This window comes from Legionella sp. PC1000, assembly GCF_014109805.1.
GTDB lineage: Bacteria > Pseudomonadota > Gammaproteobacteria > Legionellales > Legionellaceae > Legionella > Legionella resiliens.
The window spans coordinates 1,530,923-1,549,548 of sequence record NZ_CP059400.1 but is presented as its reverse complement, the minus strand read 5'-3'; the positions used below and the strand labels follow the sequence as shown (position 1 = coordinate 1,549,548).

Here is an 18,626-nt window from a genome sequence, read left to right as displayed (position 1 = left end):
TGGTCGTTAAAATATATTGCTGGATGAAACGAAACTAACTCAGAAGAGCATATGATTACAGGTTTGCTATACCACAGCAACGTATGACCACCTTGGAAAATTAAAAGAGATAATTATGGACTATCCGCAAAATGTAACCATTATAGAAGTAGGCCCGCGCGATGGCTTGCAAAATGAGTCTTCTTTTGTATCCAGCAAACACAAAATTGAATTAATCAATTTACTCAGTGAATCTGGCTTGCAATATATCGAAGTAACTAGTTTTGTATCTGCAAAAGCCATTCCACAACTGGCAGACCATAATGAAGTATTCCGTGCCATAGATAAAGTCCCATCCATACACTATTCTGCGTTAGTTCCTAATGAGCACGGCATGCTCAAAGCATTGGATGCTGGTGTTAAAGAAATTGCAGTATTTACTGCAGCAAGCGAACAATTTAACCAACGAAATATTAATTGCTCCATCGACGAAAGTATTTCTCGTTTTAAGTCCGTCCTTATTTTAGCAAAAGAAAAACACATCAAGGTACGAGGATATATTTCCTGTGTCCTTGGTTGTCCTTATGAAGGGAGTGTAGCTCCCGAAAGGGTAGTTGAAGTAACGAAAAAATTATTGGATTTGGGTGTAGATGAAATTTCATTAGGAGATACTATAGGTGTTGGAACTCCATATCAGACCCATCTATTACTCGAACAAATACTTAAATTATTGCCACTGAATCAATTGGCAATGCATTTTCATGACACTTACGGTCAGGCTATAGCAAATATTTATACTTCATTACAACACGGAGTCCACCGTTTTGACAGTTCAGTTGCTGGACTTGGTGGTTGTCCTTACGCCCGTGGTGCAAGCGGTAATGTTGCTACCGAAGACGTTCTATACTTAATGCATGGTTTAGGAATAAATACAGGTGTAGATATATTTAAAATTGTGACGGCTGGCGACATGATCTGTAAAATTTTAGGACGTAAAAATCAATCAAAAGTCGCGAATGCAATGTTAGCAAATCCCTGTAATTAGAATATTTATCACGTTATACCCCACTTCTCCCAGACTGCCTCTGTTAATTATATAGAGTCTGGCTGAAATAAAATGATAAATAAAAGGTAATAGCTCAAATTCCTGTGTTCATTGAACGGTCGGATTTGAGGCTGAGCACTTACAATAAGAGAGAATGAAATGAATGACATCTTATGGAAGCCCAAACATCCTAAAAAAAGTAAAATGTGGCAATTTATGGAGTTCGCTGCCAAACAAAACAGTCAGATTTTTGAAAATTATCAAGATATGCATACCTGGTCCGTTAAGCATCCTGACTCCTTTTGGCCAACACTTTGTGATTTCTTTCATGTGCAGTTTAATACAGAACCTTACCAAATCCTGAATCATGAAAATGAAATGATAAACGCACATTGGTTTGCTGGGGCTCAATTTAATTTTGCTGAAAAACTGTTATCACGCAGAGATAAACATCCTGCTTTAATTAGCCTCAATGAAGACAACAGCAAACAAGTAATTAGTTACGAGCAGCTACATGATTTGGTTGCACAATGTGCAGCAGGTTTAAAAGCGATCGGAGTTACTGCCGGCGACAGAGTAGCTGCTTTAATGCCCAATACCGCACATACAATTATCGCCATGCTTGCTACTACCTCATTAGGAGCGATTTGGTCTTCTTGTTCCCCTGATTTTGGCGCTCAAGCCGCAATTGATCGCTTGGGCCAAATTGATCCTAAAGTATTGTTTATCTGTGATGGGCATCAATATCAAGGAAAAAAACACAGTGGGGCAGAAAAGATCAAACAACTGAATGATGCGATTAACTCACTCATCCAAATTGTAATTTGTCCTAATATAAACGAGTCCATCGATATTTCTGCACTGCCTAAAGCACAACATTGGAGGGATTTCCTTCGCCCAGCAAGTCATTGTGAATTTGTTGCCATGCCTTTTGAACATCCAGTTTACATTATGTTCTCATCAGGAACTACTGGAAAACCCAAATGCATTGTCCATGGAGCAGGAGGAACCCTATTACAACACCTTAAAGAATTAGGATTACATACCGATCTGCATGCTAAGGACAACTTATGCTTTTATACTACGTGCGGATGGATGATGTGGAACTGGACTGTTTCCGCACTTGCCCTAGGAGTGACTCTCACGTTATACGAAGGTTCTCCAACTTATCCAGAGAGCAATCGTTTATTCAAACTCATTGCGGAAGAACAGGTTACTGTTTTTGGTACGAGTGCCAAATTCATCTCTTCAGTAGAAAAAGAAGGAGTTAAACCCAAAGAAGAGTTTGATTTTACTCATTTGCGTTGCATCCTCTCTACAGGCTCCCCCCTTCTACCTAAAAACTATGATTACGTTTATGAACAAATCAAAAAGGACGTCCAGCTTTGTTCTATTTCAGGGGGGACAGACATCATTTCTTGTTTTGCCTTAGGTAATCCAATGCTGCCAATTTACAGAGGTGAATTGCAATGCTTTGGCCTTGGTATGGCTGTTGATGTCTTTGATGAACATGGACATCCCGTTCGTGAAAAACGTGGGGAATTAGTCTGTACTGCCCCCTTTCCATCCATGCCCGTAGGTTTTTGGAATGATCCCGAAAAAACCGCATATCAACACGCTTATTTCGGACGATTTCCCGGAATATGGGCTCATGGAGATTTTGCAGAGATTACCGCCCACAATGGATTAATCATTTATGGACGATCAGACGCTGTTTTAAATCCTGGAGGCGTGCGTATCGGTACCGCTGAAATCTATAGACAAGTAGAAAAAATAGATGAAGTGGTGGACAGCATTGTAATTGGTCAAGATTGGCAAGATGATGTGCGTATCGTTCTGTTTGTTAAATTACGTGACGATATGAAGCTCTCGGAAGAGTTAATAAATAAAATTCGCTTAACGATTCGTCAGAATGCCTCACCAAGACATGTACCAGCAAAAATATTGCAAGTTGCAGATATTCCTAGAACAATTAGTGGAAAAATAGTAGAAGTAGCTGTCAGGCAAGTCGTGCATGGCTTACCTGTAAATAATTTGCAATCTCTGGCAAATCCTCAGGCATTAGATTATTTTAAAAATCGCGAAGAATTACAACAATAAAAAATAGATGCTGCATTTTTACCAAAATGCAGCAGTACCATAACTATGAATAAAATTATCTCTTGAAAAATCTGTGAGCCCTTGCATGGCAATGAAAATTCTTAACCAATTTAACGACTTATTTTTGTATTTACTATAGCCCAGTGCTTAAATTGTCGCGTTCATCTGGATTTAAACTCTCAGATTGCTCATATTCTTGTTTTACTTTACTTTTAAACTCACCCCACGATTTTGCAGAATCCAGTTCAAAGGCAGTTTTGTCTATTTTTGGACCATCATTCGTTGCATGCATCCTATGTGTATCCCACTTTGCGTTAAAATCCTGTTGTGCCTCAGGGCTCAAAGAATTGGCATAACATTTACTCAGCTGATTGATTTCAGACTTTTCATCTTTAAGTTCTTCAGTTGGTCGATTAACCCATGTAATTCTGAAACATTGTGGGGGTCCTGAAGAATAATGTGTTTGTACGTTATCAGGATTAACATTTAAACCAAGCCCTTTCATCAGGGAGATAGCTAAATCTTTCCCAGCCTCTTTGCCGCTTTTATCTTTACCTGAAGTAGGTAATCCTTTAATAATATCTATAAGTCCTTTTTGAAATCCTTCATCTACTTCTGCTGCTCTTTTCTTAATTTCTTGTTCTATAAACTGTTTTCTTTCTTCAGGATTTTGTATTCTCTCAGCTGCTTCACGTATTGCTTTAGCCCTTTTTTGTGCCTCTTGCCCAGCAAAAAGATAAGCCATTTGATTTGCAGGATCATCCTCATCAAAATGATAGCCATCAAATATCCACTTCCCATCTTTTTTTTGGAGTGACTTACTAGGACGAGGCATTATTTTTCTCCTGTATGCATATTTCGAAGGGGTTATTAATCTTGATAGTGAAACTTATATATTTTTAAAATAGGATACCCCTCACAAATAATCAAGCAACATGATTCGATGTGTGGCACTGCTCCCACAAGCACCTGCTGCGTCGCTTACTCCAAAACTCATTCGTCACATTAAAACTCGAATAAAATTAGAGGTACTGCATTTGTTTATACCAAGAACTTGTGTATAATGCTGCAATGGCGTCGATTTGAAATTCAGCTTGCGGACGCTCAAAAAAGAGTTCTTTTTTGAAAATACGGCTAAAGCGGATATGATTACATTCCTCTAAGTCTTCCGTCCGCATGCATAATCTCAGGTTATAATAATGATTGAATTAAGTGGATTATCCAAATCCTTTTCGGGTAAATCTGTTCTGCGTGACATTAATCTATTTATCCAAGAAGGTGAAATTTTCGGAATCATTGGTAAAAGTGGTGCTGGGAAATCAACCTTATTAAGATGCATTAATCTTCTAGAACGGCCTGATGAAGGCCATGTCATTATTGATAACCAATATTTGACGCGTCTTTCAAGAAAAGATTTGGCTTTAGCGCGCCACAAAATGGCAATGATTTTTCAACAATTCAATTTACTCAACTCCAAAAATGTTTATGACAACATTGCACTCCCCATGCGCATTCAAGGAATTGACGAAGAGGTCGTTCGTAATAAAATCGAAGAATTATTGCCAATTGTCGAATTAAACGATAAAAAACTGGCATACCCTGCCCAACTCAGTGGCGGGCAAAAACAAAGAGTGGCTATTGCTCGTGCCTTAAGTTGCTCACCTAAAATTCTGCTTTGCGATGAGGCAACCTCAGCATTAGACCCCGAAACAACAGACTCTATTTTAGCGTTGCTAAAAAAAATTAACGCGCTTTATGGCATCACTATAATCCTTATTACTCATGAAATGGATGTAGTGAAGCGTATTTGTAACCGGTTGGCGGTAATGGTTGATGGCGAGTTGGTTGAAACCACCGCCCTTGCTAATGTATTTAATAAAAAAGACAGCCTGGCTCGAAGTATGCTTTATGCGCAACTCAGCCCCCAATTGCCTGAATGTCTTACTAAAAGACTCGCAGATTACGTAACCGATAAACCTTTACTGCGCCTATTCTTCCAGGGTGAAGAAGCAACAGTACCTTTTATTAGTCAAACAAGTCGTGAGTTAAATCTGGACATTAACATCTTGCTGGCCAATATAGATCGTTATGATACGGTAACCTGTGGCGTTGTGGTTGTTGAATTAACTGCACATCAATTTTTACTTGAGGCATTTATCGAACGCTGTGAAAAAGCCAATTTAACTGTGGAGGTTTTAGGTTATGTCCTTCCCGATGGCATATGATTTAATCATTGCAACATGTGAAACACTGTATATGGTAGCTATCAGTACTTTATTTGCAATTATACTCGGCTTGCCTTTAGGAACCTGGCTCTATTCGTCCAGTCACATTAAACCAATGCCTAAAGTGTATAAAGCATTGTCTGCCTTCATTAACATGGCGCGCTCCATACCTTTTATTATTTTATTAGTAGCAATTATTCCATTCACCCGGCTCATCGTTGGTACTTCAATTGGAATGAATGCAGCCATAGTACCCCTTACTCTTGGCGCAACACCCTTTTTTGCTCGATTGGTAGATAATGTTTATCGTAGCTTACCTTTAGGCCTTATCGAAACAGGGTATTCAATGGGCGCGAACACCCAACAAATTATCTTGCATATTTTATTACCCGAAGCGAAGCCTGCGTTAATTCATGCTATTACTGTTACAGCGATTACATTAGTGAATTATTCAGCAATGGCAGGAACTGTTGGTGCTGGCGGTCTGGGTACTTTGGCAATTAACTATGGTTACCAACGTTTTGATGCCGGAGTCATGATATCGACAGTAATTATTTTGATTGTGATGGTACAACTGATGCAAATGGCCGGAGATTATCTGGCAAAACGTTTTTTACATAACTAGGGGCTGCTTCCATTTCGCTAGCTTGAGCTAAAATGGTCTGATTTCCGAGTACCGAAGCACCGCATACACGGGGGATGTGAGCATATGAACGCAGAAAATCAGCACAGTTTAGCCAAGATAGTAGGAATGGAAATAAACCCTGTATTATTTTTTTGGAGTATTAAATGCGGATTTTAGCTTATGGCGTTTTATTATTGAGTCTTGTTGCATGTAACAAGCCGTCACCAAATACTTTGGTAATAGGAACCATTGCTGGTCCTGAAACTGAACTGGTAGAAACAGCAAAAGAAGTAGCAAAGAACAAATACGACTTAAATATAAAAATTGTAACTTTCAATGATTACAATTTACCCAATGAAGCATTACAAGATGGAAGCTTGGATGCGAATGTCTACCAACATTTACCTTACCTTAATAGTTCTGTTAAAGCCCATGGATATACTTTAGAGGCAATAGGTAGAACATTTGTTTACCCCATGGGAATTTATTCTAAAAAATATACTTCATTACAGCAACTGCCTGAAAAAGCAGTAATTGCCCTCCCCAACGACCCCAGCAATGAAATGCGAGCACTCCAATTATTGGAAAAAGCACACTTGATTACCTTAAAACCCACTGAAAATACCGGTCTAAAAGATATTGCAACAAATCCACATAACCTGCAGTTCAAAGAAATGGATGCCGCACAATTACCAAGAGTTTTACCCGATGTGGATGCAGCAGTAATCAATACAACCTTTGCCTTACCTGCAGGTCTGAATCCTTCAAGTGATGCTTTATTTACTGAAGATAAAAACTCCCCTTATGCCAATATCATCGTCATTCGCAGCAACTCTCCTAAAAAAGAACAACTGGAACTATTTGTTAAAGCGTTAAACTCTGAAGAAGTTAAAGAAAAGGCTAAAGTTTTATTTGGAGACTCAGCAATTCCTGCTTGGTAGGCTCTATGTTAGATTTTAAAGCCCGGGTAAAGCGAACTTTCTTTTGACCACATCCCATCTCTGCTACACCCGGGTCCAGTGTGTTAGCGTAGATCTTCTGGATCCCGCGGACAAGTCCTGAGCGTTCCTCAGAAAATTTAACCAGGTAGAACTCATTAGTTACTTGAATCCATCCAGTCTAAGGAATGGTCGACCCTATATCGAAGTCAAAAAGGCTGTCATCCCTGCGAATTTAGGGGACCCATCCATCAAAATAGTTCATTACTCAAATTAATAAGCCACTGAGGATTGGTTCACTCACTTAAAGGCAATGTTCCATTTTCTTTTCACTTTTTAATTTGTTTTTCCCAGTATATTGTAAATGGGTCCCCTGCCTACGCAGGGATGACAGTCTTTCATGCATCACTGTAGATGTAGAATATGTATTTTCCTGTTTCGAACTCTCAGGGACAAAACGCATGACGTTGGTGTCGCGATGGACTGATTTTTCAGAGATGCCTATAAGATTCAGGTGAAGCGAAGCTCGTCATTCATGAGGGTAGGACGCAAATAGGCCAAAAAGGGCAGTTTTATGTTCAAAAATTAGCTCAATTTACCTTATCTTAACAATTTTTACCATTCGGACCCTAATTCTCTCTTAATGAATCGGTGTTATACTTATAAAAGTGTTATACTTTATAAAAAAGAGAGCTTCTGAGGTACCATTCTATGCCTTCATTGAGACAAGCATTATATAATATACTTAAATCTAGACGATTCTTGGATCAATTTTCTGAACAAGAACAGGAAAGAATTTTACAAAATTATCGCGACTCTATTGGATTAACTCAAAATCTTACCTTTGGAGCAGAGGCTTTGAAGGCTCATGCTGATAAGCGACTCCAAAATTCTTCAGGTTTTACGACAAAAGTAGGTCCAAATGAGGAAGATACTTTTGCAAAATTAATCCAAGGAGATAATCCTCCTGAGAAACAAGAAGTTAGAACAGCATTCGAAAACCTATTGAAACCTAAAGAGTTTTATACAGATGCTCAAGAGACATATAAAGACTCAATGGAGTTCTTTAAAAAACGGATCAACCAAATTCCTGAGCTTACAGTAGATAAAACCCGAGGCTATCTTGAACAAATTAATCAGCGAGGCAGAAAGGCGATAGAAGCCCAGCAAAAAAAAGAACTGGAGGATTTTAAAGCTGCACTAGATAGTACGCTCCCCGGTGCGCTCTCAGAAAAAATCAAAAAAGCCTTAGGCAAAACTACTGAAGAAGTAGAAACAATAAAAAAAGATTTAATAGCAGAGATGGAAAAAAAACATGCAGAGCAACTTTCTGCATTTAACGACTCTGCTAAAGAAAACCTGACTATACTCGATAAAGCTTCTGCTCTTGAAAATAAACGTGTTATTTTCTCTGGTATGTTGGAAAGCTGGCAAGATCAACTCAGTGCATCCGATAGAGACAGAATGGATAAGGAAATGGAGCGGGCAAGGGAAGAGAATCGTAAAAAACGAGGTATAACCCTGCCAGAAAGAAATACAACAGCTTATGTAGATTTTGAAAATCAAACAATTTCCGCCATAGATCCAAACGATTTAGATTTTATCATTTCCTTATCTGGATCTGAGATAAAACAGCAAAAGGGAACAAAAGAAGGCGAACCCGGTATTTGGACTGTAGAGATGTCATCACGCATCTTTTCTCCTTTTTACTATTTAAGCAATAAAGAAAATCCTAAGGTAGACATGTTGACTATGGCTCAAGCAGTAAGAGCTTCTGGGTTTGACTCAATCACCATGACGATTAATTTCGACGATAAGAAAACCCTAAAAGACAGAGCGAAACAAGCCTATGAAGCAGCACTTGAAGCGGGCTTTGATCCAGCGCCACTACCTGGACAAGAGAAAGTAGATGAAAAAGAGCGGAAAAAAGGCATTCATCTAATAGATAAATCCACGGGCAAGGAAATTGATCCAAGAGACATCTTCTCTGCTAAGGAATTGCAAATGCTTCATGAAAAGGCAGCACAAAGACGTCAAAAGCTCAGTGAATTAGTCAAAGAAGAGCCTAAGAAAGAACCTCCAGAAGTAACCACCAGACAATTTCGTGAAGAAATCGATAAGGGAAGGATTCAGGCAAAAATGACAGGAAAAACCAAGGAAGAGATAGAGGCAGAAGAACAAAAAATAAGTAGAAAAGAAGCCGAACGCGAGCAAGAGATACAAGGTATTCTCGGTCATTAACTACAATCCTGGTTTTGATTTTTTAAAATTAAAACTAGGATTCTCATTCTCTGGTAATTTCTCCAAAATATGGTCAAAAAATTCCACTATTCCCCCAACTTAATTTCTGTTATTTTGTAAGATTAACTACGGGTTAGGCTAAGGAGATAGCTATGGATGCTCGTGAATTTGAAGAAGACGTGAACGATACGGAAGAGTTCGGTGTCGACACACTCCTAACTACGGAAACCAATCCTTCGACTAAATTGGAACGAAGAAGAAGAATAGAAGACTTATTTGAAGAAAAACGTCTCCGAGAAGAACTTTCTGAATATGGTTAACCGTGTAGCTTGAGCCTGGGTGCAAGGCAGCGGAAACCGAGGTTGGGAGATTTATATCAGAAACCAGGTTTCCGCTGCCCTGTACCCAGGATAAAATTTACCCTGGCTTAGAAAAGTAAATATCAAACCGCACTGTTTTTCCCTCTACCGCTGCATGTGCAGGCAATAAAGGTTTTGTTTTTTGCGGCCATTTTACTACTACTTTTTGCTTGGTCCGAGTTATCGCCAATTGAATGAGTTCGAGTGCGTCTTCATCAGCGCCTATTATTTGTTGTAACGCTTGCATTTCTTTTTTTACCAATGCTGATTTACTACGTTCTGGGTGCATGGGATCAATGTAAATCACGTCAGGATAGTCTTGTTCTGCTAAGGAGCTCAAATAGGAATAAGCATCTACGGCACGAAGCATCAAATGCAGTGGACGTTGCTCTAACTCATTTCTGCGAACTAAAGCATCTGATAATAAAAAAGCCATAACTGGATGACGTTCAAGCATTAATACTTCAGCACCAAAACTGGCTAAAATGGCAGAATCACGCCCCCAGCCTGCAGTTGCATCAATAATTTTAAGCCCCGGAGAGGGTTTGCAGGCACGAACTAATCCTTGCTTTTTTCCCTCAGACTTTCTTTTACTCCAAAAAGCAGCACTGAATTCAGCAAAAATTGGGGAAAAACCAGGTATTTTTAATGACAGTTTATCTTTAGTAACATAGAGACAAAGATTTGCATTTTTTTCTAAAACAAAATTCAATTGTTTTGCAATTGCTTGTGCTTTATCGTGCAGATCCTCGTGCTCATAGCCTACTACAGAAATATTGATCATAGTTGATTTATTGAATTGTAGCCTAGGGGGAGCGCAGTAAACCCGGGCAATAAATCGTATTTTTCCAGGTTCCGCTGCGCTTCACCTGCTCTCTTGATCTCATCTATGCCTACGCTCCCCGACTTGTCCACGGAGTTCAGTGTTTTAGCATAGATCACCTGGATCCCGCGGACAAGCCGCGGGACGTCGGAATAGAACTGGAATAGTTTCTCAGCGATGTGTAGAAGATTCATGCGCTTCACCCAGGCTACATCTGCATCAATTACCCCATCTGCAATAATGAAATATCAGCAACTCCTTGCAATAGCTCCTGCAATCGAGCGAGAAGTGCTAAACGATTTGCTTTTATTGCTGGGTCCTCCACCATCACCATTACTTTATCAAAGAAAAGATCTACCGGTTCTTTAAGGCTGGCAAGTAATTTAAGTAATGGACCATAATCAGCAGAACGATATAAAGGTTCTACCGCGCGTGCAATTTGATTGATATGGATATATAAAAACTTCTCCGGTTCTTCCTCAAAAAGTTGTTCATTAACAGGTGACAAAGTTTGTCCTCCTGCTTGAGAAAGCAGATTATTCACCCGCTTGCATGCAGCAGAAAGAGAAGCTGCTTCAGGGAGTTTTACGAACAACTGCAGCGCACTCAAACGCTTGTCCAGATCATACAACCAGTCATCTTGGCGAGCTCGTACGGCATGTACCAAATCAATACTTAATCCTTGGCCTTGGTAATGAGATTGTAACCGTTCGAGAATAAAAGATTTCAATTCATTCAATAGGTTAGGCTCAACGGATATCGGAGTGCCATAATGAATCATTGCTTGCTCAATTAATGTACTTAAATTGAGTTGTGCTGGTGTTGCACTAAGTAAACGGACAACAGCTAAAGCATGACGGCGTAATTTAAATGGATCTTTTACTCCGGAAGGTTTTTGGCCTATACCAAAAATACCAACTAAAGTATCGATCCGGTCTGCTAAAGATAAAGCCAAACCCAAATCAGATTCCGGTAAACTGTCTGCAGCAAAACGTGGCATATATTGTTCATTTAAAGCTTGGGCAACTATTTGATCTTCACCATCATTGAGTGCGTAATAATATCCCATTAATCCCTGTAACTCAGGAAACTCACCAACCATTCCTGTCAACAAATCACATTTACTCAACTGTGCAGCACGTTGTGCCTGTTCTAAGTTCAAATGTATAGCAGGGCTCAAATAAGTCATTAGAGCTTCAATTCGTAACGCTTTATCTTGTAAACTTCCTAATTTTGCTTGAAAAACAACCTGTTCTGTACCTGAAATATGCTGACTTAAAGGCTGTTTTTTATCTTGTCGGAAAAAGAAGGCTGCATCACTTAAACGTGCTCGCATCACTTTTTCATTCCCTAAAATTACTTGTTTTGGATTGGTGCTCGCAATGTTCGAAACCGTAATAAAATGGGGTAGTAACTTTCCTTGTTTATCCTTTAAAGCAAAACACTTTTGATGGGATTGCATCGACGCAATTAATGATTCAGCAGGAACTTCGAGGAATTCTTTTTCAAAATTAGCCATTAAAGCCTGAGGCCATTCAACAATTGAAGTTACCTCATCAAGCAAATCTTCAGGCATGATTGCAATAGCCTGAATGGATGCTGCTAATTCCTCAACTTGCTTTTTAATCATTTGCTTTCGAGTTACGAAATCAGCAATAACAAAAGCTTCCTTCATTTGGGATTCATAGCTTTGTGCTGAGTTAATTGCAATGTGTTGTGGATGGTGAAAACGGTGTCCGCAACTAGTGCGACCACTTTTAATTCCTAAAAGAGCATGCTCAATTACTTTATCACCGTAAAGCATCACTGCCCAATGTACAGGGCGAGCAAACTCTTCATCCCCTGCTCCCCAGCGCATGGGTTTAGCAATAGGCAAGGCAGCCAGGGATTGACTAATTAAAACAGGTAACAAATCTTTGGTTTTATTACCCTGGCTTTGCGTTTCATAAACAATCCACCCCCCTTTTTCGGTTTCGATTCGAGAAAGTTGCTCTACTTCTACGCCACATGATTTGGCAAAACCAAGTAAAGCAGGTGTTGGTTTACCCTCCTTATCGTAAGCAGCAGGTAACGCGGGACCCCGACGGGTAACACTCTGGCATTTTTGCTCTTCTTGCAAATCCAAAATAGTAATCGCGATACGTCTTGGGGTAGCAAAACGCTTAACTTGCCCATAGCTTAATTGCGCTTTATCCAAAGAAGCCAATAATTGATTAGCAAATTCATCAGCTAAAGGCCAAACTGAACCAGAAGGTAATTCTTCACAACCCAATTCAAAAATAAAATCATTGACCATCACACACCTTTTGGTTAAGCATCGGGAAGCCCAAAGCCTCACGCGCCTGGTAATAAGCCTGCGCTACTGCTCTTGATAAATGTCTTACACGTAAAATATAGCGCTGTCTTTCGGTAACGGATATCGCTTTGCGCGCATCAAGTAAGTTAAATGAATGTGATGCTTTGATTACCATTTCATAAGCCGGAAGCGGTAATTGTAACGCGATTAGTTTTTGTGCTTCACTTTCATAATAATCAAATTGTTTAAATAACTCTTCTACATTAGCATGCTCAAAGTTATAAGCAGACATCTCCACTTCATTTTGATGGAATACGTTGCCATAAGTTATTATGCCATTGGCTGTATTACTCCAGGGCAGATCAAATAAATTATCCACTCCTAATATATACATTGCCAAACGTTCTAAACCGTAAGTTAACTCACCAGTTACTGGTGAACATGCCAAGCCACCAGCCTGTTGGAAATAGGTAAATTGGGATACTTCCATTCCGTTTTGCCAAACTTCCCATCCTAGACCCCATGCACCTAAAGTAGGTGACTCCCAATTATCCTCAACAAAACGAATATCATCCGCTAAGGGATCCACTCCGAGTGCACGTAATGAATCTAAATATTTATCCTGTATATCTAAAGGAGAAGGTTTGAGTACTACCTGAAATTGGTAATAATGTTGTACACGATTTGGGTTATCCCCATAACGACCATCAGTAGGTCTTCGAGAGGGCTGTACATAAGCAGCCGACCAAGGTTCAGGTCCTATTGCTCGCAAGAAGGTTGCCGGATGAAAAGTACCCGCGCCAACCTCCATATCAAAAGGTTGTAAAATGACACATCCTTGAGCAGCCCAATATTGCTGCAGAGTGAGAATAATGTCCTGAAATGTAGATGGTTTTGTCATGAAGATCTCAACATATTCTAGGTAAAAGCCGAAACCCGAACTTCGGGAATTGTTTGCAGAGAAGAGATATTCCTGGGTTAGGGACTCACCTTCACCCAGGTTGCTACTGTACTTATGAATTACCTGCTGCTTTCTTAATTAACTCTTGTAGCGACTCTTCACTGGCAGCACCAGGTATAAATGATGGCTCAGAACCCGCTTTAAATTGACCATTTGGAGTTGAGGCAATTATAAATGCTGGAGTTCCCATCAGATGTAACTTTTCTGCTAATTCACGGTTTGCGTCTAAAATAGCGGTTACTTCCTTGCTTTGCATATCAGTCTTAAATTTTTTCATATCCAAGCCTAAAGACTTAGCAGTAGACATAACGATTTGATCATTTAAGCGTTTGTCAATAGATATCAATGCATTATGCATCACTTGATATTTACCTTGCATACCCGCAGCTAAAGCAGCTCTGGAAGCTAACTCAGAGCTCTTACCAAAAATGGGGAACTCTTTATAAATGACGCGCAAATCACTGTCTTTCTTAATCAGGCTGTCAATAATTGGTGACATTTTTTTGCAATGAATGCATTGATAATCAAAAAACTCTACTATGGTCACATTACCTTTAGGATTGCCTACAACAGTAGTTTTTCCTTGGAATAACTGATCTGTATTTTCTTTAATTGCAGATTGTGCTTGTTGCTGCATATTTTGTTGTTGTTTTTGTTGCAGCGCTTGTGACGCTTCCAAAAGCACTTCTGGATTCGCTACTAAATAGTCGTGCACTACTTTTTCAATTTCCTTTTTTTGTGCATCAGACATAGGAGTTGTATTATTGGTATCTGCTGCCATAATTGCAGGTGATACTAAAGATGCTGCCAGCGCTCCTACTGTTAATAAATTTGTAAATTTCACACAGTTCCCCTTTTTTAATAGTTAACATAATACCAACAACTTTCCAATCGGCACCCTAGCATCCGCTTGAAGAAAATTCAATAGGGTCTGTTTACAATTCTACTATCTTGAGTCCAAATGGCGGATTGTAAAAAGCCCCTAGCTAATGTGTTATTGCATTAATTTTTGTATCGCAGAATTATAAAGGTTAATAATGGACATCGCTGCCATTAAGTGAAGTGGATATTTCTCCGGCCTACGTTCCGCGATTGTTCGCGGAATCCATGAATCTGACTCTGTAGCTGGATCCCGCGAACAAGTCGCGGGACGTAGGAAGAACTATCTTCTCCTAACTTAATGGCAATATAGCGAAGCATAACCCAATATTATATCGAATTAAATCCAATTTGCCCACCAGACTAACTCACTACATTTCAACAGCTAAATTAGCATAAGCTAAAACAAGCCATTTAACCCCATGCTCGCTAAACTTCACTTGAACACGAGTATGGGCCCCACTTCCTTCTACTGCCAGGACTACCCCTTGACCAAATTTTGCATGAGTCACACTTTGGCCTAAAGACAACCCTGAAGTTTCCGGCACAATGGAGGGTTTATTTCGGGATATAACTGGTGCTTGAAATTTCGCCTTGACGCGAATTTCATCAAGTAATTCTTGAGGTAGTTCCCTTAAAAACCGTGAAGGCCGATGGTATTCTTCTCGCCCGTATTGTCGTCTTATTTCAGCATAAGATAAAACCAGTTTGCGCATCGCACGTGTCATGCCCACATAACATAAACGACGCTCTTCCTCCAAACGCCCAGGCTCTTCTAAAGACTGCTTTCCTGGAAATACCCCCTCCTCCATGCCTACTAAAAATACAATGGGAAACTCAAGGCCCTTAGCAGCATGCAAAGTCATCAAATGTACGTAACGCTCATGTTCTCCCGCCTGCATTTCTCCAGCTTCCAAAGAAGCATGTGCCAAGAATGCATTCACTAAAGGAATTTCTTCTTCCTCCTCTTGCTCATAACGAAATTGTTTTGCAGCATTGATTAATTCTTGTAAGTTATCCAGTCGGGACTCCGATTTATCCCCTTTGATTTTGCTGAAATGAGCATACAATCCACTCAACTGAATTACTACCGATAATTGCTCGTCTAATTCCATTGCTGCTGTATTATGTTGCAACTGTTCGATTAACTCGATGAATTTTGATAGTGCAGAACCTGCCCGTTGTGCCATTCCACCTGATTGTAATACTTTTTTTGCTGCCAGCCATAAAGAGCACTGTTCTGATTTGGCATAATGACGCAGTTCATCAAGCGTTTTTTCACCTATACCTCGGGTGGGGAAATTAACGATGCGCTCAAAGGCAGTATCATCATCGGGATTAACCAATAACCGTAAATAAGCCAAGGCATCTTTTACTTCGGCACGGTCAAAGAAACGTAATCCACCATAAATACGATAGGCAATGCCAGCACGTAATAACGCCTCCTCTAAAACCCTGGATTGAGCATTGGAGCGATATAAAATAGCAATTTCATCAGCACTTATACCTTGACTGATTTCCATCATAATTCGTTCGCAGACAAAGCGCGCTTCCTCAAGCTCATTAAAAGCACTGTAGAGCAGAATTTTTTCTCCAGTGGCTCCATTTGTCCACAGGTCTTTTCCCATCCGTGAATTATTATGCGTAATTAATGCATTTGCTGCATCGAGTATCGTTGCTGTTGAACGATAATTTTGTTCCAATCGAATAATTTGTGTGTTTTTAAAATCATTAGCAAATTGCTGAATATTCTCAACCTTGGCTCCACGCCAACCATAAATGGATTGATCATCATCACCTACAGCCAAAACAGCAGCATGCTCACCAGCAAGAAGACGTATCCATGCATACTGAATTGTATTGGTATCCTGAAACTCATCTACCAATATTGCTTGAAAACGTTGACGATAATGGGCAAGAATCTCTGGGTTATCGCGCAATAACTCATGAGTCCGCAATAACAATTCCGCGAAATCAATCACTCCCGCTGTCTGACAGGCTTGCTCATATGCGCTATAGATGTTGAGCAACGTTTTACCTGGCCCATAAGGCAACGTATGTACGTGTTGAGGTCGTATCCCTTCATCCTTGCGTCCATTAATAAAGGATTGAGCCTGTTTCACTGGCCATTGCTCCGCGTCGAGATTTAATGAACCAATTACTCGCTTTACCAGACGTGCTTGATCTTCAGAATCTAAAATATGAAATAGTTCAGGCAAATGAGCTTCTTTATAATGTCGACGGAGCAAACGATGACACAGTCCATGAAAAGTTCCAACCCATAATCCCAGTACAGGTGCACTTAACATACTGCTTAATCGTGCCCTCATTTCACCAGCAGCCTTGTTTGTAAAAGTTACTGCAAGAATCCCATGCGGTGAAATATGTTCTTCTTCAATGAGCCAGGCAATACGGCTGACCAAAACTTTCGTTTTACCACTCCCTGCCCCAGCGAGGACCAGCGTATTGCCGAGTGGAGAAGTAACTGCTTCACGTTGTCGTTCATTCAATCCTTTAAGAATTGCAGCAAGTGTCATAAATAAAGTCCAGGAAAAAAAAGATGCTGTATTCTATTAATAGATCCCACTCTCTCGCAAGCGAAAGAAGAATTGGAGAGCTATACTCACTATAAGTATAAACCTTGTTTTAAAGTGAATACTTGTTGCTTTCAAGCGCTTCGCAGCGCAAAATAATGCAATATGCAAAAAACAAAACTTCCTAAAAGGACTAAAATGCACTCGCTCTATCCATCAATTAAACCTTATGCGCAACATGAATTAAAAGTCAGTGAATTGCATACGCTCTATCTTGAAGAAACAGGAAATCCAGAGGGGATTCCGGTTGTAGTATTACATCCGGGCCCAGGTGCTTCGTCTGGGGATGGTTACCTTAGGCGTTTTTTTGACCCACAACATTATCGCATTATACTTTTTGATCAACGCGGATGCGGACGCTCTACCCCTCATTTGGAAATTGGTGACAATACCACCAGTTTATTATTGGATGATATTGATGCCATCCGAGATTTTTTAGGATTATCTGAATTTGTATTATCTGGCGGCGGCTGGGGTTCTTTGCTTGCGTTACTTTACGCTCAAAAGTTCCCTCAACAAATTAAGGCCCTACAACTGCATCAAATTTTTTTAGGAAGACAACAAGATTTTGATTGGTTTTACAAGCATGGTGCCAACCTGGTTTATCCTGATTATTGGCATGAATTTATTAGTAGTGTTCCTGAAAACATGCTGGATCAAATTCCCAAATATTATGCCAATTGCCTGCAAGGCTCTAATGAACTGGCGCGCATGAGTGCAGCAAAATCATGGGCCTTGTGGGAAGCACGTTGCAGTAGTTTGCAACCTCATTTATATGTTATTGATCAATTTAGTGACCCACATTTTGCTCTGGCCCTTGCTACATTGGAATCCCATTACATCAACAACCATTTTTTCATTGAAGAAAATCAAGTAATGGCTAATGTGCATAAAATAAGGCACATCCCGACTTACATCGTACATGGTCGTTTCGATTTAATTTCTCCGCTAGCTGGTGCTTTTGAGCTTCACCAAGCAATTCCAGCATCCAATTTAAGAATAGTTCGTGATGCAGGACATTCAGATAGAGAATCGGGGATAATTGATGCCCTAATTTATGCGAGTAAAGAAATTTCCAGGCAAGGACTTGATGCATGTTGATTGTAATTCAAAGAGTAACACACGCCCGCGTAGATATTGGGGGTGAAACTGTTGGAAAAATAGATCTGGGGCTTTTGGTCCTCTGTGGATTTGAACCCGATGATACAGAGCATAACCTCAATAAAATGTTAGATAAATGCATCAATTATCGTATTTTTAGCGACGGCCAAGGTAAAATGAATATAAGTCTTAAAGAAGTTCAGGGTGGTTTATTATTAGTACCTCAATTTACATTAATGGCCGAAACTCAAAAAGGATTGCGTCCCAGTTTTTCAAATGCGGCACCGCCTGAACAGGGTCGACAATTATTTGACAATCTCCTGACGCGAGCCGCTCAGTTATATCCTCATACACAAAGTGGATGTTTTGGTGCTGATATGCAGGTTCATTTGTGCAATGACGGACCTGTGACTTTTTTATTAAAATTCTAATATTAACTGTTCAAGCGGAGCCTTAAAGC

Annotated in this window: 15 protein-coding genes; 9 read left to right on the top strand and 6 right to left on the bottom strand. The window is 39.9% G+C overall.

Annotated elements, in window-relative coordinates:
- Nucleotides 1-115 precede the first annotated feature (115 nt).
- The gene (locus FOLKNPGA_RS06800; protein WP_182352310.1) at nt 116-1,024 is read left to right on the top strand and encodes a hydroxymethylglutaryl-CoA lyase; all 909 of its coding nucleotides are present in this window, start codon (nt 116-118) and stop codon (nt 1,022-1,024) included.
- Between the two features lie 159 nt (nt 1,025-1,183).
- Nucleotides 1,184-3,124, top strand: coding sequence for an acetoacetate--CoA ligase (locus tag FOLKNPGA_RS06795; protein ID WP_182352308.1), 1,941 nt, complete (start codon nt 1,184-1,186; stop codon nt 3,122-3,124).
- A gap of 133 nt (nt 3,125-3,257) precedes the next feature.
- Here FOLKNPGA_RS06795 and FOLKNPGA_RS06790 read toward each other — a convergent pair whose 3' ends face one another.
- Nucleotides 3,258-3,959 (bottom strand): hypothetical protein, encoded by a 702-nt coding sequence (locus FOLKNPGA_RS06790; RefSeq protein ID WP_182352307.1) that lies wholly within the window; start codon nt 3,957-3,959, stop codon nt 3,258-3,260.
- Nucleotides 3,960-4,323: 364 nt separating this feature from the next.
- Here FOLKNPGA_RS06790 and FOLKNPGA_RS06785 point away from each other — a divergent pair, with 364 nt between their 5' ends.
- The 5 genes from FOLKNPGA_RS06785 to FOLKNPGA_RS06765 all read left to right on the top strand — a co-directional run bounded on the left by FOLKNPGA_RS06785 (nt 4,324) and on the right by FOLKNPGA_RS06765 (nt 9,473).
- On the top strand, nt 4,324-5,349 hold the full coding sequence (locus tag FOLKNPGA_RS06785) for a methionine ABC transporter ATP-binding protein (RefSeq protein WP_182352306.1): 1,026 nt from the start codon (nt 4,324-4,326) through the stop codon (nt 5,347-5,349).
- Nucleotides 5,327-5,974 (top strand): methionine ABC transporter permease, encoded by a 648-nt coding sequence (locus FOLKNPGA_RS06780; protein ID WP_182352305.1) that lies wholly within the window; start codon nt 5,327-5,329, stop codon nt 5,972-5,974. Before FOLKNPGA_RS06785 ends, FOLKNPGA_RS06780 begins: the two co-directional genes overlap by 23 nt.
- Before the next feature lie 164 nt (nt 5,975-6,138).
- On the top strand, nt 6,139-6,915 hold the full coding sequence (locus FOLKNPGA_RS06775; RefSeq protein ID WP_182352304.1) for a MetQ/NlpA family ABC transporter substrate-binding protein: 777 nt from the start codon (nt 6,139-6,141) through the stop codon (nt 6,913-6,915).
- Between the two features lie 708 nt (nt 6,916-7,623).
- Nucleotides 7,624-9,153 (top strand): hypothetical protein, encoded by a 1,530-nt coding sequence (locus tag FOLKNPGA_RS06770; protein ID WP_182352303.1) that lies wholly within the window; start codon nt 7,624-7,626, stop codon nt 9,151-9,153.
- Between the two features lie 152 nt (nt 9,154-9,305).
- Nucleotides 9,306-9,473, top strand: a complete 168-nt coding sequence (locus tag FOLKNPGA_RS06765) for a PA3496 family putative envelope integrity protein (protein WP_182352300.1) — start codon at nt 9,306-9,308, stop codon at nt 9,471-9,473.
- 97 nt (nt 9,474-9,570) lie between these two features.
- Here the strand turns inward: FOLKNPGA_RS06765 and FOLKNPGA_RS06760 are convergent, their stop codons facing one another.
- The 5 genes from FOLKNPGA_RS06760 to uvrD all read right to left on the bottom strand — a co-directional run bounded on the left by FOLKNPGA_RS06760 (nt 9,571) and on the right by uvrD (nt 17,008).
- Nucleotides 9,571-10,296 (bottom strand): class I SAM-dependent methyltransferase, encoded by a 726-nt coding sequence (locus FOLKNPGA_RS06760; RefSeq protein WP_182352298.1) that lies wholly within the window; start codon nt 10,294-10,296, stop codon nt 9,571-9,573.
- A 262-nt stretch (nt 10,297-10,558) separates the two neighbouring features.
- Nucleotides 10,559-12,631, bottom strand: coding sequence for a glycine--tRNA ligase subunit beta (gene glyS / locus FOLKNPGA_RS06755; RefSeq protein WP_182352296.1), 2,073 nt, complete (start codon nt 12,629-12,631; stop codon nt 10,559-10,561).
- Complete coding sequence (gene glyQ / locus FOLKNPGA_RS06750) at nt 12,621-13,532, bottom strand: glycine--tRNA ligase subunit alpha (protein ID WP_182352295.1); 912 nt, start codon at nt 13,530-13,532, stop codon at nt 12,621-12,623. Before glyQ ends, glyS begins: the two co-directional genes overlap by 11 nt.
- A 112-nt stretch (nt 13,533-13,644) precedes the next feature.
- Nucleotides 13,645-14,436 carry a DsbA family protein gene (locus tag FOLKNPGA_RS06745; RefSeq protein WP_182352293.1) on the bottom strand — a complete coding sequence of 264 codons (792 nt, stop codon included), beginning with the start codon at nt 14,434-14,436 and terminating at the stop codon, nt 13,645-13,647.
- A gap of 406 nt (nt 14,437-14,842) precedes the next feature.
- Nucleotides 14,843-17,008 carry a DNA helicase II gene (uvrD, locus tag FOLKNPGA_RS06740; protein ID WP_182352292.1) on the bottom strand — a complete coding sequence of 722 codons (2,166 nt, stop codon included), beginning with the start codon at nt 17,006-17,008 and terminating at the stop codon, nt 14,843-14,845.
- A 195-nt stretch (nt 17,009-17,203) separates the two neighbouring features.
- On the opposite strand from uvrD, the gene pip reads away from it, so the two are divergent.
- Both pip and dtd read left to right on the top strand, forming a co-directional pair.
- Nucleotides 17,204-18,166 (top strand): prolyl aminopeptidase, encoded by a 963-nt coding sequence (gene pip / locus FOLKNPGA_RS06735; RefSeq protein WP_182352290.1) that lies wholly within the window; start codon nt 17,204-17,206, stop codon nt 18,164-18,166.
- The gene (gene dtd / locus FOLKNPGA_RS06730) at nt 18,160-18,597 is read left to right on the top strand and encodes a D-aminoacyl-tRNA deacylase (protein WP_182352288.1); all 438 of its coding nucleotides are present in this window, start codon (nt 18,160-18,162) and stop codon (nt 18,595-18,597) included. The genes pip and dtd overlap by 7 nt, the downstream gene beginning before the upstream one ends.
- Nucleotides 18,598-18,626: the final 29 nt, after the last annotated feature.